At 66.0% G+C, this 16,818-nt stretch carries 18 protein-coding genes; 7 read left to right on the forward strand and 11 right to left on the reverse strand.

Features of this window, described 5'->3' with window-relative positions:
- Positions 1 to 2 precede the first annotated feature (2 nt).
- Positions 3 to 908 (forward strand): tyrosine-protein phosphatase, encoded by a 906-nt coding sequence (locus AB9O74_RS03945; RefSeq protein ID WP_369348511.1) that lies wholly within the window; start codon positions 3 to 5, stop codon positions 906 to 908.
- Positions 909 to 1,017: 109 nt separating this feature from the next.
- On the opposite strand, the gene AB9O74_RS03950 is transcribed toward AB9O74_RS03945, so the two are convergent.
- Both AB9O74_RS03950 and AB9O74_RS03955 read right to left on the reverse strand, forming a co-directional pair.
- Positions 1,018 to 1,833 (reverse strand): trypsin-like serine protease, encoded by an 816-nt coding sequence (locus AB9O74_RS03950; RefSeq protein ID WP_369348512.1) that lies wholly within the window; start codon positions 1,831 to 1,833, stop codon positions 1,018 to 1,020.
- Between the two features lie 73 nt (positions 1,834 to 1,906).
- The gene (locus tag AB9O74_RS03955; protein WP_369348513.1) at positions 1,907 to 2,374 is read right to left on the reverse strand and encodes a MarR family winged helix-turn-helix transcriptional regulator; all 468 of its coding nucleotides are present in this window, start codon (positions 2,372 to 2,374) and stop codon (positions 1,907 to 1,909) included.
- A 66-nt stretch (positions 2,375 to 2,440) separates the two neighbouring features.
- Between AB9O74_RS03955 and AB9O74_RS03960 the strand changes: the two genes are divergently transcribed.
- Entirely contained in the window at positions 2,441 to 3,919 is a 1,479-nt protein-coding gene (locus AB9O74_RS03960) for an FAD-dependent oxidoreductase (protein WP_369348514.1), read from the forward strand.
- A gap of 51 nt (positions 3,920 to 3,970) precedes the next feature.
- Here the strand turns inward: AB9O74_RS03960 and AB9O74_RS03965 are convergent, their stop codons facing one another.
- Both AB9O74_RS03965 and AB9O74_RS03970 read right to left on the reverse strand, forming a co-directional pair.
- Positions 3,971 to 4,555: a DUF3011 domain-containing protein gene (locus AB9O74_RS03965; protein ID WP_369348515.1), complete on the reverse strand. Its 585-nt coding sequence runs from the start codon at positions 4,553 to 4,555 to the stop codon at positions 3,971 to 3,973.
- Positions 4,556 to 4,602: 47 nt separating this feature from the next.
- Positions 4,603 to 4,884: a hypothetical protein gene (locus AB9O74_RS03970; RefSeq protein ID WP_369348516.1), complete on the reverse strand. Its 282-nt coding sequence runs from the start codon at positions 4,882 to 4,884 to the stop codon at positions 4,603 to 4,605.
- A gap of 84 nt (positions 4,885 to 4,968) precedes the next feature.
- On the opposite strand from AB9O74_RS03970, the gene AB9O74_RS03975 reads away from it, so the two are divergent.
- Positions 4,969 to 5,769 carry an AprI/Inh family metalloprotease inhibitor gene (locus AB9O74_RS03975; RefSeq protein WP_369348517.1) on the forward strand — a complete coding sequence of 267 codons (801 nt, stop codon included), beginning with the start codon at positions 4,969 to 4,971 and terminating at the stop codon, positions 5,767 to 5,769.
- A gap of 109 nt (positions 5,770 to 5,878) precedes the next feature.
- Positions 5,879 to 6,649: a hypothetical protein gene (locus tag AB9O74_RS03980; RefSeq protein WP_369348518.1), complete on the forward strand. Its 771-nt coding sequence runs from the start codon at positions 5,879 to 5,881 to the stop codon at positions 6,647 to 6,649.
- A 43-nt stretch (positions 6,650 to 6,692) separates the two neighbouring features.
- On the opposite strand, the gene AB9O74_RS03985 is transcribed toward AB9O74_RS03980, so the two are convergent.
- From AB9O74_RS03985 to AB9O74_RS03995, 3 genes are all read right to left on the reverse strand, one after another.
- Positions 6,693 to 7,379: a L,D-transpeptidase gene (locus AB9O74_RS03985; protein WP_176988692.1), complete on the reverse strand. Its 687-nt coding sequence runs from the start codon at positions 7,377 to 7,379 to the stop codon at positions 6,693 to 6,695.
- Positions 7,380 to 7,534: 155 nt separating this feature from the next.
- Entirely contained in the window at positions 7,535 to 7,804 is a 270-nt protein-coding gene (locus AB9O74_RS03990) for a hypothetical protein (RefSeq protein ID WP_088433391.1), read from the reverse strand.
- A gap of 135 nt (positions 7,805 to 7,939) precedes the next feature.
- On the reverse strand, positions 7,940 to 8,716 hold the full coding sequence (locus AB9O74_RS03995; RefSeq protein WP_369348519.1) for a helix-turn-helix domain-containing protein: 777 nt from the start codon (positions 8,714 to 8,716) through the stop codon (positions 7,940 to 7,942).
- A 96-nt stretch (positions 8,717 to 8,812) separates the two neighbouring features.
- Between AB9O74_RS03995 and AB9O74_RS04000 the strand changes: the two genes are divergently transcribed.
- The 3 genes from AB9O74_RS04000 to AB9O74_RS04010 are packed head-to-tail and all read left to right on the forward strand — an operon-like array spanning position 8,813 to position 13,041.
- A complete protein-coding gene (locus tag AB9O74_RS04000) occupies positions 8,813 to 10,279 on the forward strand; it encodes an efflux transporter outer membrane subunit (RefSeq protein WP_369348520.1) in 1,467 nt (488 codons plus the stop codon).
- 30 nt (positions 10,280 to 10,309) lie between these two features.
- Positions 10,310 to 11,446: an HlyD family secretion protein gene (locus AB9O74_RS04005; RefSeq protein WP_369348521.1), complete on the forward strand. Its 1,137-nt coding sequence runs from the start codon at positions 10,310 to 10,312 to the stop codon at positions 11,444 to 11,446.
- Entirely contained in the window at positions 11,443 to 13,041 is a 1,599-nt protein-coding gene (locus tag AB9O74_RS04010; RefSeq protein WP_369348522.1) for a DHA2 family efflux MFS transporter permease subunit, read from the forward strand. Before AB9O74_RS04005 ends, AB9O74_RS04010 begins: the two co-directional genes overlap by 4 nt.
- A 79-nt stretch (positions 13,042 to 13,120) precedes the next feature.
- On the opposite strand, the gene AB9O74_RS04015 is transcribed toward AB9O74_RS04010, so the two are convergent.
- Genes AB9O74_RS04015 through AB9O74_RS04030 form a run of 4 tightly spaced genes read right to left on the reverse strand, consistent with a single transcriptional unit; the run spans position 13,121 to position 16,797 of the window.
- Positions 13,121 to 13,975: a hypothetical protein gene (locus AB9O74_RS04015; protein ID WP_369348523.1), complete on the reverse strand. Its 855-nt coding sequence runs from the start codon at positions 13,973 to 13,975 to the stop codon at positions 13,121 to 13,123.
- A gap of 26 nt (positions 13,976 to 14,001) precedes the next feature.
- Complete coding sequence (locus tag AB9O74_RS04020) at positions 14,002 to 14,298, reverse strand: heavy-metal-associated domain-containing protein (RefSeq protein ID WP_369348524.1); 297 nt, start codon at positions 14,296 to 14,298, stop codon at positions 14,002 to 14,004.
- 12 nt (positions 14,299 to 14,310) lie between these two features.
- Positions 14,311 to 15,321, reverse strand: a complete 1,011-nt coding sequence (locus AB9O74_RS04025; RefSeq protein ID WP_369348525.1) for a 2Fe-2S iron-sulfur cluster-binding protein — start codon at positions 15,319 to 15,321, stop codon at positions 14,311 to 14,313.
- Between the two features lie 9 nt (positions 15,322 to 15,330).
- On the reverse strand, positions 15,331 to 16,797 hold the full coding sequence (locus AB9O74_RS04030) for an efflux transporter outer membrane subunit (RefSeq protein WP_369348526.1): 1,467 nt from the start codon (positions 16,795 to 16,797) through the stop codon (positions 15,331 to 15,333).
- Positions 16,798 to 16,818: the final 21 nt, after the last annotated feature.

Raw genomic sequence — 16,818 nt, forward strand, 5'->3', positions numbered from 1 at the left:
CGATGAAGAACCGAAGCACCCCACTCGCCCTTGCCATGGCCCTGAGCCTGCCGATGCTCACCGGCGCCGGTATCGCACTGGCCCGCGCGCCCGTCGCCGAGACTGCGACCGCCGCCGCGCGCACCACCAACGTGCAGCCGGTCGCCGCCGACGCACAGCGCGTCATTCCGCTGCAGGGCGCATGGAACACCCGCACGTTTGCCGGCCTGCAGGGCACCCATGGGCCGATCCCGGCCAGCGCGTTCGTGCGCACCTCGGACCTCGGTCGCCTGACCGCCGCCGACCGCGACGCACTGGCCGCCGCCGGCGTCACGCTGGATATCGACCTGCGCACCGCCGATGAGCAGGCGCAGTCGCCGGACCTGCTGGCCGACGATGCCCGCTTCGCCTACCAGCGCACCTCGCTGATGGGGACCGAGAAGATGGACCTGCAGAAAATGATGACGACGTTCCCGGACTCGCTCGGCGCGGCCTACGTGCAATGGCTGGATCACAGCCAGCCGCAGTTCAAGCAGGTCTTCCAGCGCATCGCCGCCGAGCGCGACGGCACGGTGCTGTTCCATTGCACCGCCGGCAAGGACCGTACCGGCATCATCGCCGGGCTGCTGCTCGACCTGGCCGGCGTTCCGCGCGCGGACATCGTGCACAACTATGCGATCTCCGCGCATTACCTGGAAGGCCAGCCCAAGGACAGCGCGATGAACGCGCAGATCGTGGAACTGATCAGACAGAACCCGGAGATCGGCAGGAAGATGGCCGGCATGTCGGGCACCGCGCCGGAGAACATGGAGATGTTCCTGGTGGCCCTGCATCAGCATTACGGCGGTGCCGAGGGCTACCTGAAGTCCATCGGCGTCAGCGAGGCGGAAATCGATCAGCTGAAGGTGCGGTTGGGTCAGGCGGGCTGATCTGCCCAGCAGGGTGCGTGTGGGCCACGGACGGTCCACACGTGATGCACCGCACGTTGCGTGGCGACGCTCGCCACTGGCATGACGCGCAACGTCCAGATCACACTGCCTACGGCTGCTCGGTCATCACGCGTTGAATCCAACCCGCGTAGTGGCTCATCCGCACATTGCAGGTCACCTGGCCATAGCGCCCGGGTCGAGCCGTCAGCACATTACCCTGCACGACCTTCCAGGCTCCCTGCCCGGCCAGCAGCCACTGGCCATCGCGCTCGATGAGCACCGGGCCACCGCTGTCGCCGTTGCCCAGCACGCCCTCGAGGGGCAACGCTTCCGGCGGTTCGTCGAACACGTAGCAGAGCCAGCGGTCGTAGGCACTGGTGATCCGGTTGAACGCACGCCGGAGCTCGGTGCGATTGGGGCCGTTGGGAGAATGCCCCGTGGCGCCGGTACCCGTTGCGCCCTTCCCCAGGATTTTCGCGATCTGACCGGCCTCGTCGCTGTCGCTGTACAGGGCCACCGGCGTTACGTCCATGACCGGCGCCTTCAACCGGATCAGCGCAACATCATCGCCCGAGGCGAGAAACACCACGATCAACATCGCCTCGCCACTGGCCATGGCCTGATCGATCAACGTCTGCGGCAGGGTCCTGTAGCCCGGATGGGTGATGACGCGCTCAACCTCCCGCGCGGTTCCGTTGATCACCACCTGCTTGAGCCCGGCATGCATCGGCAGCGTGTGCGCGGCGGTCAGGACCCACTGTGGTGCGATCAGCGCGCCGTGACCCTCGCCGGGCATGTCCACGAGAGCGGGAAACTCGCTGGCAGGAACGCGGTACGCAGCATCCTCCACATCGTGGCGGATGACGATGGCACTGGCGGGTAACGACACCGCCAGCAGCAGCGGAAGCAGCAGGAGTCCTTTCACGTGTGATGCCTTGAGGTTCTGACAGGGGCGTCCAAGCGACGGGCGGAGGGGCTGAAAGGTCCGCGGTGCGTCGTTACGGCTCCCGCTCGCGGGCTTCCAGCGCGCTGGCGAACTGTGCCATCAAACGGACCAGCTCCGATACATCCTGCGCGGACCACGACGCGAAGATCTCCCTGCCGATCCGCTCGCGTGCCGCGTCCAGCCGATCGGTCATGTCCTTGCCCTTCGGCGCGATGGTCGCCTCACGGATGCGGCGGTCTTCTGGGTTTCCACGACGTGTCACCAGCTCCATCGCCGCCAGTTTGGCGACCTGCCGGCTGATGGTGGTGTAGTCGCGGCCCAGCCGGTCGGCCAGGTCCACCACGCCGATGGGGCCGACCCGCTCGATCACCACCAGCAGGCGGAACAGGGCCTGGTCCAGCGTCACCGCAGCCTCCTGGATCAGCCGCTCATCGTTGCGCGGCCGATTCATCACGCTGGCGAGGCTGACCATGGACAGGTGCAGCGACTTCAGCGCGGCCGAATTATGTGTATCTTGCACCTTCTTTTTCGCAGGCATAGCATCCCCTCCAAGCAAGTGCATATTACACACACCTGGAGCGGCGACATGGGGACGACCCCTGAAGTAGTGATCTGCGGTGCCGGCGCTGCCGGCCTCACCCTGGCCATCGAACTGGCCCGCCGCGGCGTTGCATTCCGCCTGGTGGAACAGCGGGAACAGCCCTTCCATGGCTCACGCGGCAAGGGCATCCAGCCGCGCAGCCAGGAAGTCTTCGAGGACATGGGCATCCTCGATCGGCTGTTCGCGGTCGGTGGGCCCTACCCTGTGTCCCGGATCCATCGCGCCGATGGCAGCAGCATCGACACGGCGGTCATCGAGGGCGCACCGGCCACGCCGGCCGAACCCTACCGCCAGCCGCTGATGGTTCCGCAGTTCCTGACCGAGGCCGTGATGCGCGATCGTCTGGCCGAGCTGGGCCACCGCGTCGAGTTCGGGCATGGACTGATCGGCTTCGAGCAGGACGCCAACGGCGTGACCGTTCGTCTTGCCACTCCCACCGGCGAGCAGACGCTTCAGGCGCGCTATCTGGTCGGCGCCGATGGCGGCCGCAGCTTCGTGCGGCAGGCACTGGACATCGGCTTCCCGGGCAAAACACTGGGCGTGCGCGCGGTGGTGGCCGACATCGTCCTGAAGGGACTGCCGCGCGATGCCTGGCACAGCTTCAACGAGGACGACATGGCGCGGCGCATCTCGCTGTGCCCGCTCATGGGAACGGCGCTGTTCCAGCTGCAGGCCCCCGTGCCGCTCGACGGTGACGTGGATCTTTCCGTCGACGGGCTGGCGGACATGGTGCGCATGCGTACTGGCCGCGACGATCTCGCGGTGCTCGATGTCTGTTGGGCGTCGGCGTACCGGATGAACGCGCGCTTGGCCGACCGGTACCGGGACGGCCGCGTGTTCCTCATCGGCGACGCCGCCCACACGCATCCGCCGACGGGCGGCCAGGGCCTGAACACCAGCGCGCAGGATGCCTACAACCTCGGCTGGAAACTGGCCGCAGTGTTGAAGGGTGCACCGCAGGCCCTGCTGGATACCTACGAGGAAGAGCGCCGCCCCATTGCAGCCTCGATGCTCGGGCTTGCCACGACGCTGCTCGCCCAGGCCCAGCGCGGCGACAACCGCCGCGGACGCGACGTGCAGCAGCTCGATCTCGCCTATCCAGAATCGTCACTCACGCTGCCTGCCGACGCCGGTAGCGGGCGCATCGCGCCGGGCAGTCGGGCGCCGGATGCGCCGATGGAGGGCGCGGGTGGACAGCGCGTACGCCTGTTCGACGTGCTGCGCGGAACGCATTGGACATTGCTCGGCTACGCCTGCGATCGGTCCAACGCCCCCTCGCGTGCGGGGTTGCGCGTCCACGTCATCGGCCCGTCTGGCGACCTGCACGATGTCGAGGGGCACTTCGTCGAGGCCTATGGCGTGCAACCGGGCGAGTGGCTGCTGATCCGGCCGGACGGGTACGTCGCCGCCGTGGTCGACACGTCGCGCATCGACATACTGGAGGGGCATTTCGGGGCGTATTGATGCCTGCCACCCATGCCCCCGAGCGGCTTGATCCGATTCTGCGTAGGCGCGTCAGTTATTGTCATCCGGGTTGTCGACCTTGCAGCCTTCACCGTGGCAGCCCTGATAATTGCCATGGGTGTCGAAGTTCGGATTTCCGTCCTTGTCGAACTGAGGCCGCGTGTCGATCGCGTCTGGGTTGTCGACGAGGCAACCATTGCCATGGCAACCGTCGTAGGTGCTGCTGTGATGCTTGTGGCTTTTATGGGAATCGTCGTCGGCCGCTCCGGCCAACAGCGCAGCGAGCACCACGCCGGCTGCTACCGCGCCTACGTCATGGCCACGGTCATCATAGCGACGCGTATTGGCGTCATATCCATCACCCCTGCCGTGGTGATAGCCGCCGACATCCGCAAACACGCCGGCGCAGCCGTCCGACACCCAGAGGTAACCGCTCCGCCTGTTGAAGCCCCACGATCTGTTGACGATGCAGGCGCTGGAAGAAGATTGTCGTACAAGCTGCGGGGATCTCAGCGGTCCCGCACTGCATTCGTTGTACTCAAAATGACGCGACGCGCATTCAACCGTTTCACCAGCGGCAGCCTGATACAGGGGAACCAGGCAGAGCAGGAAAGCAAGGGAAGTCACACGGCGCATAGCATGTCCTTGCAGGTTGGGGGTAAGGTCGATCGGGTGCGCCACGCTCACCCGCCGTAACCGCGGATTCGCATGCACTTCTTGATGAGATCCGATTTTTCCATTCCGCGGACGACGCCCTCGCCTACCGCATCGTCAGTACTCTTGGGGGCTTTTCCATCCCCGATCGTGGCCTTGGAAGCGTCGTAATCGCACTCTGCAAGGTCGCGCTGTTTCTGCTCTTCGCTTGCGCCCGGTCTGCTCCACGCCTTGATTTGGGACGTACCACACCCAACCAGCATCAGAGCACCAGAAAGCAGGGCGACAGCGCCAATCGACTTGGTCTGCATGAGGGGTACCACCCATACGAAGTGGCGCCGATCGGCCACGGGCCAATTAACGACGCGACGGAGTGAAAAGTCCGTGAACGGATCATGAATAATCATGTCGCCACCGCGTGCGGGAAGACGTTCGGCCACTTTCGCGACGTACTCACGGCCCGCGTGCTCCGCTTGGCCGGCATGCCGCACCCTCACAGCACCCCCCACCCCGCTGTCTCACTGGAGATTTCAGCGATGGCATCTGTTCCTTTACCCGCACGTACCCTGATCTGCTGTGGGCTGTGTCTCACTGCCAGTGTGGCCTTCGGCCAGGACGCCTCTCTCGGCGTCCAGCAGCAGACCATCTCCACTCAACAAACCGGCGCTTCCTCGACCACGTCGACCCGTCAGTCCGATGCCGGCCAGATTGACGATGCAGGCGCGGACCAGAACGGGAGTGCGGCGTTCGGCAACCTCGGTACGGTCACCGAGCAGACCAGCAGCAGCTCAGCGACACGAAGCCGGAGCACGCGCGCCTATGTGGGCGTCGACCTCAATGACGAGGGAGAGTGGGCCGATGACCATGGCCGTAGCTACGAACACCATCGGGGCGACAGTTCGGGCCCGGCGACCGACATGATCGGAAACTGGACGCTCGGCCAGGAGAGCGGTGAGACGTGTACCGTCCAATTGAAGGACAACCCCTGGCTGGGCGGATACGGCGCCTACGTGCCTGCAGGTTGCCCGGATGGATTTTTCCAGGCGTCGCGGTGGTTGATGTCAGGCAACCAGTTGCTGCTCACCGACAGCAACAACCAGGTCATCGGCCGCTTCCGTCCATCTGGCGGCGGTCGCTGGTCGGGGCGCCGGGAATCCGATGGCGCACGTCTGTTCCTGAATCCCGCCGCGCGCTAGCAGAGTCAGCGGCGCTGCGGCCGCCAAGCGGCCCCATCCGCCCATCAGCGTTGGCGTGCCGGGCCGCGTGCCGGTTACAGTGAGCACCGTATGCAGCAACCGCGACATCATGGATGCCACCGCCCGCATGGAATGCAGAATGATCCCCCTCCATCGCGCGTTGGTTGGGTTGGTGAGTGTGGTCCTGTCAGCGGCAGCCCATGCCGCGCCCGTTCCGTTCACGGCCTATGCCGACTTCTACCGATCGCTTGGCGGCAACCTGTTCCCGGACTCGGGGACACCGTTGGCGCTGCCCTGCGCCGAATCGCCGCGACACTGCATCTGGGTGACCTCGATGCGCCAGGCACTGCGGCGCTACGATCAGCCGCTGTGGACCACGCCGGGCGATTTGGCCATGTCGCCACCGAAGGGAACGCCCGACGTTGCCTTCGATGGCGACGCCGTGATGGTGGGTGCGCGGCGCTGGTCGCTGGGCAGCGCCGTCAGCCTCGGACCAGAGCGACGGGCCAGCGGCGCGCACATCCATCCTGAGCGCGTCGCAGACGTGACAGCCTGGCAGCGCGGCAGCTCGGTGTGTCTGGATGTCCGGCACGCCGGCAGTGGCGCGAGCGTCCGCTACACGACGGTGCTCCTGCTGCACAGTGATCGCTTGTACATCCTGCCGCCGCTGTTTGGCACCTGCGTGGCCGTCCGGGAAGCGCCCCGTGGTGGGTTCAGCTATCCCAGCAATGCCTACCTGGGAGATGAGCAGGAAAACCATCCGACCGGCCTGAAGGTGGACTATCTGCTGTCCGACGGCAGCACGCGCATCGCGCGCTATCTGTTGCACTTTCCGGATCCGGGCGACCCCTACAGTTTTGAGGCATCGCTCGACCCATGACAGCAACGGGGGGTGCGTGACGGCCTTGGCCGATTACGCCGGCCTACTTGCCGGTGGCACCCGCGTCTGCTCCATCCTTCGCCTGCGCGGTCGCGCGACTCTTCGCGAACTCGGGGAAGGTCTCCGCTATCGAGGCTTTGTCGGGCAGCACGTAGAACACCCCGCCGCGCTCGAACGTGGATTGGATGATCTGCTCGTAGAACGCCGGCGAGACATTGATGCAGCCATGGGTGACACGATTGTCGTCCGGCGACGCCGATGCCAGCCGCTCGGCGCGTCGCTCTTTCGGGACGCCCGTCGCCGTCGGGTGGATGGAGACGGCGGAATCGTAGTCCACCCACAGGACGCGGCCCGCGTCGATGGACGGCCCGAAGCCGCCCACAAAGCGCCCGGCGGGCGTCGTGCGATCCCGGCCTGGAATTTCGCGCAGGGCGAGACCGGCGATCCCCGGCGCGATATGGTCGCCGGTCGCCGAGCCGAACAGCCCCGGCGCGGCGCCGCGAAGCCGACCTTCGCCGTCGAAGACCAGGATCTGCGCAGCGGCCTTGTCCATGATCGCGAACGGATAGCCTTGGCTGTCCTTGCTCGCGACGATCCATCCCGCGAGTTCAATCACGGTCTCGGACACGTTCTGCCCTTGCGGAAGCTCATCGACGGCGGCGGCTGGCTGAGCGGGCGCATCCTCGGCGCTGGCCACGCCGATGCTCGTGAACGCCAGCGCCACGGCCAATGCGCCACGCAGGGCCCGGGTTACAGGGTATGAGTGCGTACGGATGGGACAATTCCTTGCATTGAAGACTGCACAACCACAGGAAACCAGTGGCCCGCAAAGGCCACTGGTTTCCGATTCACACGTTACTTGCGTGATACATGGTGCGGGAACGATCAGCCGCGCGGCTTGCGACGCGGTGCTTGTTCGAGCTGCTGGACGCGGCCCTCGATCTGATCGAGACGCTGGTTGGCCTGCTGCGCCGACTGATTGGCGGACTCTGCGCTCTGCGCCGCGCCCTGCACCTTCACGTCGAGCTGGTCGAGGCGGGAGTTGATCGTTGCAAACTCGTCTTTGTAGGTCGCACAGGCACTCAGGCCCACGGTAGCGACAAGCGCCACAGCAAGCGTACGCGCGGTCGTCAGGTGTTGTTTGGTCAGAATCATTGCACTGCCTCCTTCTTATGGGGTGTTCGGACTATAGCGGCCTTTACGCCAAAGCCATGACCGGCATTCAGTTGAAGCTGGGCGACGTAGAGGGAGCGTGAAGGACATCCTCCTCGTCGGCCCAGCCCGAAAACCTCACACTTTGGAGACCAGATACTCCGTTGGTGACACCCCGAGAGAGCGGCGAAACATGGCCGAGAACGCGCTTGGGCTCTGATACCCATGCTCCAGCGAGACCTCGAGGATGGAGACGCCCGAGGCGAGACGCGGCAGGCTGAGCAGCAGGCACATTCGCCGCCGCCAGTCGCCAAAACTCATGCCGACTTCTCGATGGAACAGCCTCGCCACCGTTCGCACGCTTGTGTTCATCTCGCGCGCCAGGCCTTCCAGCGTTACCGGTTCAGCGGGCTCGGCGATCATTCGTTCGCAAAGGCGCAGCAGCTTGAGATTGCGCGGCAGCGGGACATGCAGTTGAAGCCGGGGAGCCACTTCGATCTCGTCAAGGATCAGGTCCATGACGCGCTGGTCGCGCCCCCCATTGCCGTAATCCAGGCGGATCGCGGTAGCAGCAATGATGGCCTCACGCAGCAGCGCGGATACCTCGATGACCTCGCAGTGGGAGGGAAGGCCCGGCCGCACCTGCGGTGCAAGGTAGAGGGTCCGCATGGCGACATTGCCGGCGATGTGGATTCCGTGGACGACATTTTCAGGCATCCACACCGCCCTACCGGCCGGCACCACCCAGCTTCCAGCAGCGCTGACGACCGTCAACACGCCGCTTAGTGCATGGATCAACTGCGCCCGCGCGTGGCTGTGCGGACGGATATGTTCACCATGGGGATGCCGAGTGGCCAGGGCTGCGACGGGGCGGTCGGTGGCGTGGCAATCGCTGACAGTGCGTTTTTTGTCCATATCTCGACGATGGTAGTCCGCCAGGCGGGAGAAGGACAGACGTGAGGCTGGTGTCATGGATGCCTTGGCTCCACGACACCCACAAGCCCCTCGTCCATGATCGTTCCCCGTCCCTTCTTGTTGTGTTTGCTGGCTACCACCGCCCTCTCCGGATGCGCCGTGGGTCCAACGCGCTCCCCCCGTTCCACCCTCGACGCAGCGCCATCGTTGAACCCATCAGACAGCACCAGCGTGGGCCTGCCCACCGTGCCTCGATGGTGGAGCCTTTATCAGGACCCCACGCTGGATGCGCTGGTCAGCGAGGCGCTGCAGAACAACCGCGACCTGCGGGTGGCCTCGGCGAATCTAGCCGAAGCCCACGCGGTGCTCCTGGAACGCCAGGACAGTCGCCTGCCAGTCACCACCGTGTCCAGCGACATCGGGTATGGCAGCACGGTCAGTGACCAGATCGCAGCCGCGTTGGATCAAACCGGGGTACGCACCGGACCGCGCTACACCGCGGGGCTTTCGTCAGGCTGGCGGCTCGACCTGTTTGGCCAGATCGCCCGGAGCATCCAGGCCGCCCACGCCGACGAGGCGGCAACCCTGGCCGCTGAAGACAGTGTTCGCGTTGTCGTAGCCGCCGAAACGACGCGTGCCTACCTGGACAGCTGTGGCTTCGCCGCGCGCGCAGAAGTGGCGCAAAGGTCGCTCGCCGTAGTCACGCGCAGCCTGGAACTGAAGACCGCGCTGCGTGATGCGGGTGGCACGACGTCACTGGATGTCGCGCGCTCGGCGGCGCTGATGGAACAGGCACGTGCAGCAATTCCGGCCATCGAGGCCGCGCGGCAGAATGCGCTGTACGAACTGGCCGTGCTGACCGGACGTCCCCCGGATCATCTGTCCACCCCTGCGACGGGCTGTGTCAGCGTGCCTCGATTGACGGCACCGATCCCGATCGGAGACGTGACAGCACTGCTGCAGCGCCGGCCGGATATCCGCGAGGCGGAGCGGCGGCTTGAGGCCAGTACCGCGCGCATCGGCGTAGCCATGGCCAGTCTGTATCCGACAGTGTCCATCCTGGGTTCCGTTGCCAGTTCCGCGCCGACCGTGGACGGCATGCGCGACCACGGCTCGATCGTCTGGGGTGTGGGGCCGGCACTGTCCTGGCACTTTCCCAACCGCAACGCCGCGCGTGCGCAGATAGCCAAGGCCGAGGCCCAGGAAGTGGCCGCACTTGCACGCTTCGACGCCGTGATCCTGACGGCACTCAAAGACGTCAAGCAGGCGCTCGCCACCTATGCGGCGGCAGTGCGCCGGCAGAGCGCCCTGGCTACGGCTGCCCAGCAGAGCCGCGAGGCCGTCCGCCTGGCCGGGGTGGGCCGCAGCGCCGGCGCGATAAGTGAACTGGATGCGCTGGATGCGCAGCGACGGAATGTCGAGGCGGAAGCGATGCTCGCCTCGGCGGAGGCCGACGTTGCCTCGGACCAGGTGGCCTTGTTCCGCTCCCTCGGTGGCGGCTGGGAACAGGCGCCCGCGGTACGCCGACCTGTGATCACTCGCGCTGTCGATGCGGCGCGCTGAACCCCCTTCCCCCCTCCTCTGATAGCCAACATGACCAATACAACTCCTTCCCGCAGCGCACATGCCGATGCGTCCGGTTCGCTGCTCCGCAAGGCACGCCGCCCCGCGGCGATAGGCGCGATCGCGCTGTGCCTGCTGGCTGCCGGTGGCGCAGGCATTCGATGGTGGACGGCCGGCCGCTTCATGGTCAGCACCGATAACGCCTATGTCCGGGCTGACATCGCCACCATCAGTCCGCGCGTCACCGGCTACATCGTCAACGTGGGGGTGCGCGACAACCAGCGCGTCGCCAAAGGAGATGTGTTGGCGACGCTCGATGATCGGGACTACCGCATGCGCGTGTCCCGAGCCGAGGGTGCGGTCGCGGCCGCAAAGGCAGCGTTGGACGCGCAATACGCGACCATTGCCAATCTCGATGCGCAAGGCGAGCGGCAACGCAGTGTGATCGCCGCGACCACCGCAGACGTGCAGGCGCGCCAGGCTGATCATCGCCAAGCGACCCTGGAGTATCGTCGTGAACGTGCGCTGGAGCATCAACAGGCCTCCGATGCGCGGCACCTGGAAGCGGCCGACGCCAGTGCGACGCGTACAGAGGCCGCGGTGCAGGCCGCGCGTGCCACCGCCGAAGCGAGCCGAGCCTTTGCGAAGGTACTGGCGACAGAGCGACAACGATCCGCCGCCGCATTGGATGAGGCGCGCGGAGCGTTGTTGCAGGCCGAAGCCGGCTTGGCGCTGGCAAACCTTGATCTTGAACACACGGTGATCCGCGCGCCGATGGGGGGAACCATCGGCCAACGTGCCGCGCGGGTGGGAGCGTACGTCGGTCCGGGCAGCCCTTTGATGGCGATCGTACCGAACGAGGTCTACGTCATCGCCAACTACAAGGAAGTACAGCTGGAGGGCGTCACACCCGGCCAGCGTGTGGAAGTCGAGGTCGATGCGCTGGGTGGCGGAGTGCTGAAAGGCCGCGTCGAGAGCTTCGCGCCTGCATCCGGCGCACAGTTTGCGCTGTTGCCGCCGGATAACGCCACCGGGAATTTCACCAAGATCGTGCAGCGCATCCCAGTGCGCATCGCCGTGGATGCCGACCAGCCGACGCTCTCCAGCCTCCGGCCGGGAATGTCGGTCGTGGCTTCAATCAATACCCGACCGGAATCCAATCCATGACCGCCGCCACTGCACTGCCTGGCGAAGAATCAGTCTCCCTGCGCTCCTGGGTCGCGGTGATCGGCGGCGTGGTCGGGTGTTTCATGGCGGGCATGAACGTCCATGTCACCAATGCGTCGCTGCCCGATGTGCGCGGCTCGCTGGGCGCCACCTTCGAAGAAGGCTCGTGGATCACCACCGCCTATCTCGTGGCGGAGATCATCGTGATTCCGCTGGCGGCGTGGCTGGCGGCGGTGTTCACCGTCCGTCGCGTCCTGATGGTAGGGGCTGCTGGTTTCGTGATCTTCTCGATGGCCTGCTCGATAGCGCCCAACATCAACGCAATGATCCTGGCGCGCACACTGCAGGGTGCCTTTGGCGGCGTCCTCATCCCGCTTTCCTTCCAGCTCATCGTGACCGAGCTGCCCTCCTCGAAGCATCCCTTCGGCATGGCGTTGTTCGCCATTGCAAACAACGTTGCACAGGCCGCGGGGCCCTCGCTGGGCGGCTGGCTGACCGATGCCTATTCCTGGCGCGCGATCTTCTATCTCCAGGTCCCACCCGGGCTGCTGCTTCTGGCTGCGATCGGCTGGTCGATCCGGCCGGAGCCGATGGCGCTGGAGAAGTTCAGGAAGGGTGACTGGGGTGGGATCATCGCCATGGCGCTGGGTCTGTCCGCACTGCAGATCATGTTGGAAGAAGGCGGGCGCAAGGACTGGTTCTCGTCGTCGTTCATCATGGAGGCCTCCCTCGTCGCTGCCGTGGGCCTGGTGGCATTCGTCGTCATCGAGCTTCGCCGCAAGGAGCCGTTCCTCAATCTGCGACTGCTTTCCAGCTACAACTTCGGCTTGGCCAGCCTGATGCAGTTCACCTTCGGCGCCGTGGTGTTCGGGGTGGTATTCCTCATTCCCAATTACTTTTCCGACGTGCATGGCTACAACGCGCGCCAGATCGGGCTGACCATGATTCCCTACGGCATCGTGCAGTTCATCATGTCCTTCGCTACGCCGCCGCTGATGAGACGCACAAGCGTAAGAACGGCCATCGTGCTGGGCTTCGTCATCATGGCGGTGGGCTGTCTGATGAACATCCACCTGGACGCCAATGCGGCGAGCAACGTCATCGTGCCGTCGCTGATCGTACGCGGCATCGGCCAATCGCTGATCGTGGTCGCGCTCAGCGTGATGGCCGTGGAAGGACTGGAGCGCGCGGAACTGGGTTCGGCGGCGGGGGTGTTCTCGATGGTGCGCAATGTCGGCGGTGCCATCGGCATCGCCGTGGCCAGCCAGTTCATCGTGACCCGGGAACGGCTGCATGCATTGCACATCGGGGAATCAGTGTCGCCGTTCGCGGAGGCGACCCAGGTGCGTGTGGTCGAGCTGGTCAGGATGCTGGCGAAGGTGCCGGTGGATAGTGCGACGGCCCTCTACGGCAGTGGCCTCGCACTGGAGCGGCAGCAGGCCTTCGCGATGCTGGACCGGATCATCCATCGTGAGGCGCTGCTGCTTGCCTACAGCGACGCCTTCCTGGTGGCGGGAGTCGCCATGCTGGGCTGCGCGGCTGGCAGCCTGCTGCTTCGTGGCAGGAAGGCGAGCCCGTCCAGCGTGAAGCAATAGATCTACCAGCGCTGTGCGCCAACAGGTGTGGCCGGGGGTTGACCCCGGCCACGGCTACAGAGAGGTTGGAACCGGTGGCCTACGAGCCCTTCGCAACATCCACGACAAACGGCACCGTGCGGATTTCATCACTCGCCATGAACTGGATCCAGAGTGCATATCGGCCCGCATGAGGCGGCTGTGCGTGGAGCATCATCCGTGCCGACACCGGTCCGGCCTGCGGATGCGCTGCGCCGTGTCCACCGTGTGCACCTTTGGCGGCATCGGCGGACATTGCATGCGCATGAACGTAGGCGAGATCATCGGTACCGACGAACACCGCATGCGCCGGCACGCCCAGGTACAGGCCCAGGTCCTGCGCCGGCGTGCCGTTCTTCAACACCGTCAGGTTCAACATGCTTTCCTTGCCCGCCTGCAGACCGGCCTTGTCCAGCTGGACGGTATACGGACCATCGGTCCCTTCCCTCGGGGCCGAAACCGGCTGGGAGGAAGTCGCGCCGGCGGGGGCACTCACGTTGACGTCGAACCGAACCACCTGCTGGCCCAGCCCGCTCGGCATTGCGTCGGCGAAGACATGGTAAACGCCGGGCTTGGGGAAGGTCATCGCGACCCGGAACTGGCCGTCCGGTCCCGCTTTTCCGGGATGTTCGTGCAGGAAGGTGGAGAATGCGCTGTCGGTCGCGAGCACATGGAGCTCCTGTGTCAGCTCCTCGTCAAACTGCGCGATGCGCTTCCCGGTGGTTTTGTCGGCGAAGGTGATGAGCAGATCGCGGGACAGCGGGCCGGTTTCTTCGATGGACAGTTGGGCGATGACCTTCTCGGTCGTACCGGAAAGCGCAAAGGCGCCTTTGATCGATGCGTCGGACGCCGAAGACGGCACGGCCACGGTACCGAGGGCGGCGACGCCGAAGGTAAGAAGCTGTTTCATGAACATGTGACGTTTCTCCTCGAGAAAGGGAATTACGGGCGCGGCTGCGGCTGGTGCGGGTACCCCGCCTCTGCCAGCACCGCAATGAAGGCGGCCTCGTCCAGCGCGGTTTCCACGCGCACCTGTCGCGCCGGCGTGTCGGTTTCGATCTGTGCCAGCGGGTCGACGCTCAGCAGGGCATCTCTCACCGGCCTGGCGCAGGACCCGCACGTCATGTTGGGAATGTGGAACTGAAGCATGGTGTTTTCCTGATTGAGTGGTACAGCAACCACCTTCGGCGTTGACAGCGTGGCAATGTCAATCACCTGCCCTGCGATCTCCGCCAGCACATTGGTTTCCGTTCATGCAGCCGTCTCCGGCGTAAAGAAAACATCGGCGTGGAGATCGTCCTGGCGCAGGCGCCCTGCCCTGAGGACGCGCATGGCTGCATCCACCATCAACGGCGGCCCGGCCACGTAGGCCTTCCACCCTTCAACATTCGGATGATCCTGGGCCACGGCATCGGTCACCCAGCCGGTCCGCCACATCGTCTGCCGCTGATCGTGGGACAGCACAGGGGTAAACGTCAGGTTGGGCCGGGTCTGCGCCAGTCGCTGGAAATGCGCCACCCGGTACAGGTCACGGAGAGCGCGTGCGCCCACGTAGACATGGATCGGCTGCGACATGCCCGCCGCGATCGCCGCATGCACGATGGCCTGGATGGGGGCCAGGCCCGAGCCCCCGGCGATGCAGAGCATGGGGCCGTCGTGCTGGCTGCGCAGATGGGAGACGCCCAGGGGCCCCTCCACCAGCACGGGATCTCCCGGTTTCAGCGACGCGTGGATCCACTCGGTCACGGCTCCGCCCAGCACGCGGCGAATATGGAAATCGAGCTCGCCATCGAGCGCACCGCCGGCCATCGAATAATCGCGCGGTGGAACGCCCGGGAACGTCAGTCGCGCATACTGGCCGGCCTTGAACGCCAGCTTGGCGCCGCAGGTGGCGAGCCGGATGCGTTTGATGTCATGGGTCAGGCGTTCGATCGCCTCCACCCGACATTCAAGGCGTTGCATCGCGGGCGAAGGAGTCGCGTCGATGTCACCCGCATAGGCAGCGACCAGGTCGCTTCCCGGCAGCGCACGGCACGCCAGGAACAGGCCCTGGGCCTTCTGCTCGTCCGTGAGTGCGAAGCGACTGTGCTCCAGGTGCACGACGTTCCCGCTGATCACGCGGGACAGGCAGGACCCGCACCTGCCAGAGCGGCAGCCATGCGGATACGCCACCTCCGCGGCCAACGCGGCGTCCAGCACGGTGGTTCCCTCCGGCACGACGAGGGTTCGTCCTGCGGAGCGTAGTTCGACGTGTCGGGTCATGGCTGTCGCTCACCCATGTGCGCCACCACAGTCGATCGCTTCCCGCGTGCAGGGCAGCCAGCCACCGCCCAGCGCCTTGTAGATGCTGACAATGGCCAGGCGCTGGTTGGTCCGGGCTACCACCAAGGCACGCCGGCTGGCGAAGTCGGCCCGTTCCGCATCCAGGACATCCAGATAGATGCCCTCCCCGTGGGCGAACTGCGCGCGTGCAAGGTCTGCTGCCTGACCCGTAGCGGACGATTCCTGGAGCCGGAGCTGCAGCGCCTCGCCGGCCGAGCTGAAGGCACCGAACGCGTTGTCGGTTTCCTCCAGTGCGCGCAGCACGGTCTGGTCGTAGCGGATCAGCGCTTCACGCGCACGTGCTTCACTCGCCGCGATCCGGGCGCGGACCCGTCCGGTATCCAGGAAGGACCAGCGCAGCAGCGGTGCCAGAAGGCTGGACAGCGCCGAGCTGCCGCCCGTGGAGCCCAGGCTGCCCGCCACCACGCCAATCGACCCCTGCACCTCGATCTGCGGATACAGCCCCGCGGTCTCCACCCCGATGCGTGCCGTCGCTGCCGCCAGGCTCAACTCCGCCGCTTCGATGTCCGGACGCCGTGCCAGCAGCGCCGCGGGGTCACCCACGGCGATCCTGCGGACCGCCAGCGCGTCGCGTGCGGTTACAGTCGAGGGTGCGGCGAAGGTCTGCGGTGTTTCACTCAACAGGAGGGCGAGCGCGTTCGAGGCCACGGTGCGGCGGTGCGCCAGTTCGGGCCCCACCACCTCAACGGCGCGCAGCGCGGCGTCCGCCCGCAGGCGGTCGACCTCGTTGGCCGAGCCGGCCTCCACCAGCCCCTCGACCAGCCGCAGACTGTCGCGCTGGCTCCGGGTGATCTCGGCGACCACGCCGAGCTCCGCCTCCAGCCCGCCCAGCTCGAACCAGGTGGCCGCCACCGCCGCGGCCACGCTGGCCTGCACATCGCGCACCAGCGCTTCGCGTGACCCGGCGTCGGCCCGTGCTGCTTCCGACGAGCGGCGGACACGGCCGAACAGATCGATCTCCCAGGAGGCATCGACGGCGGCCCTATAGGTCTCGGTCCGGCGCGCCTGGCCCGGTCCGCGTTCCACCTCGCCGAGCCGACGGTTCTCATGGCCGACGCCGACGCCGCCGCGTGGCAGGTAGCCCTGCCGACTCTCGCGAAGCATCGCCTTGGCTTCGTCCAGGCGTGCGGCGGCGAGCCCGATGTCATGGTTGGCCGCCCATGCGCGCTGGATCAGCGAGGTCAGCACCGGATCATCAAAGGACCGCCACCACGCCGCGTCCACCGCACCGGGTGAAAGCCCGGCCGACCCTACGCGGAATTCGGTGGGGAACGGTGCCGACGGCAGGTTGGGCAGCGCCGGCGAGGAGACGTTGGGCCCCACGGACGCGCAGGCGGACAGCATCACGCCCGCGGCAAGGGGAAGCAGGAACACCCTGCGACGACGATCGTTCACGACGCACTCTCCTGTGCAGGA

Source organism: Stenotrophomonas sp. JAG2, from assembly GCF_041080745.1.
GTDB classification, from domain to species: Bacteria; Pseudomonadota; Gammaproteobacteria; order Xanthomonadales; family Xanthomonadaceae; genus Stenotrophomonas; species Stenotrophomonas maltophilia_AA.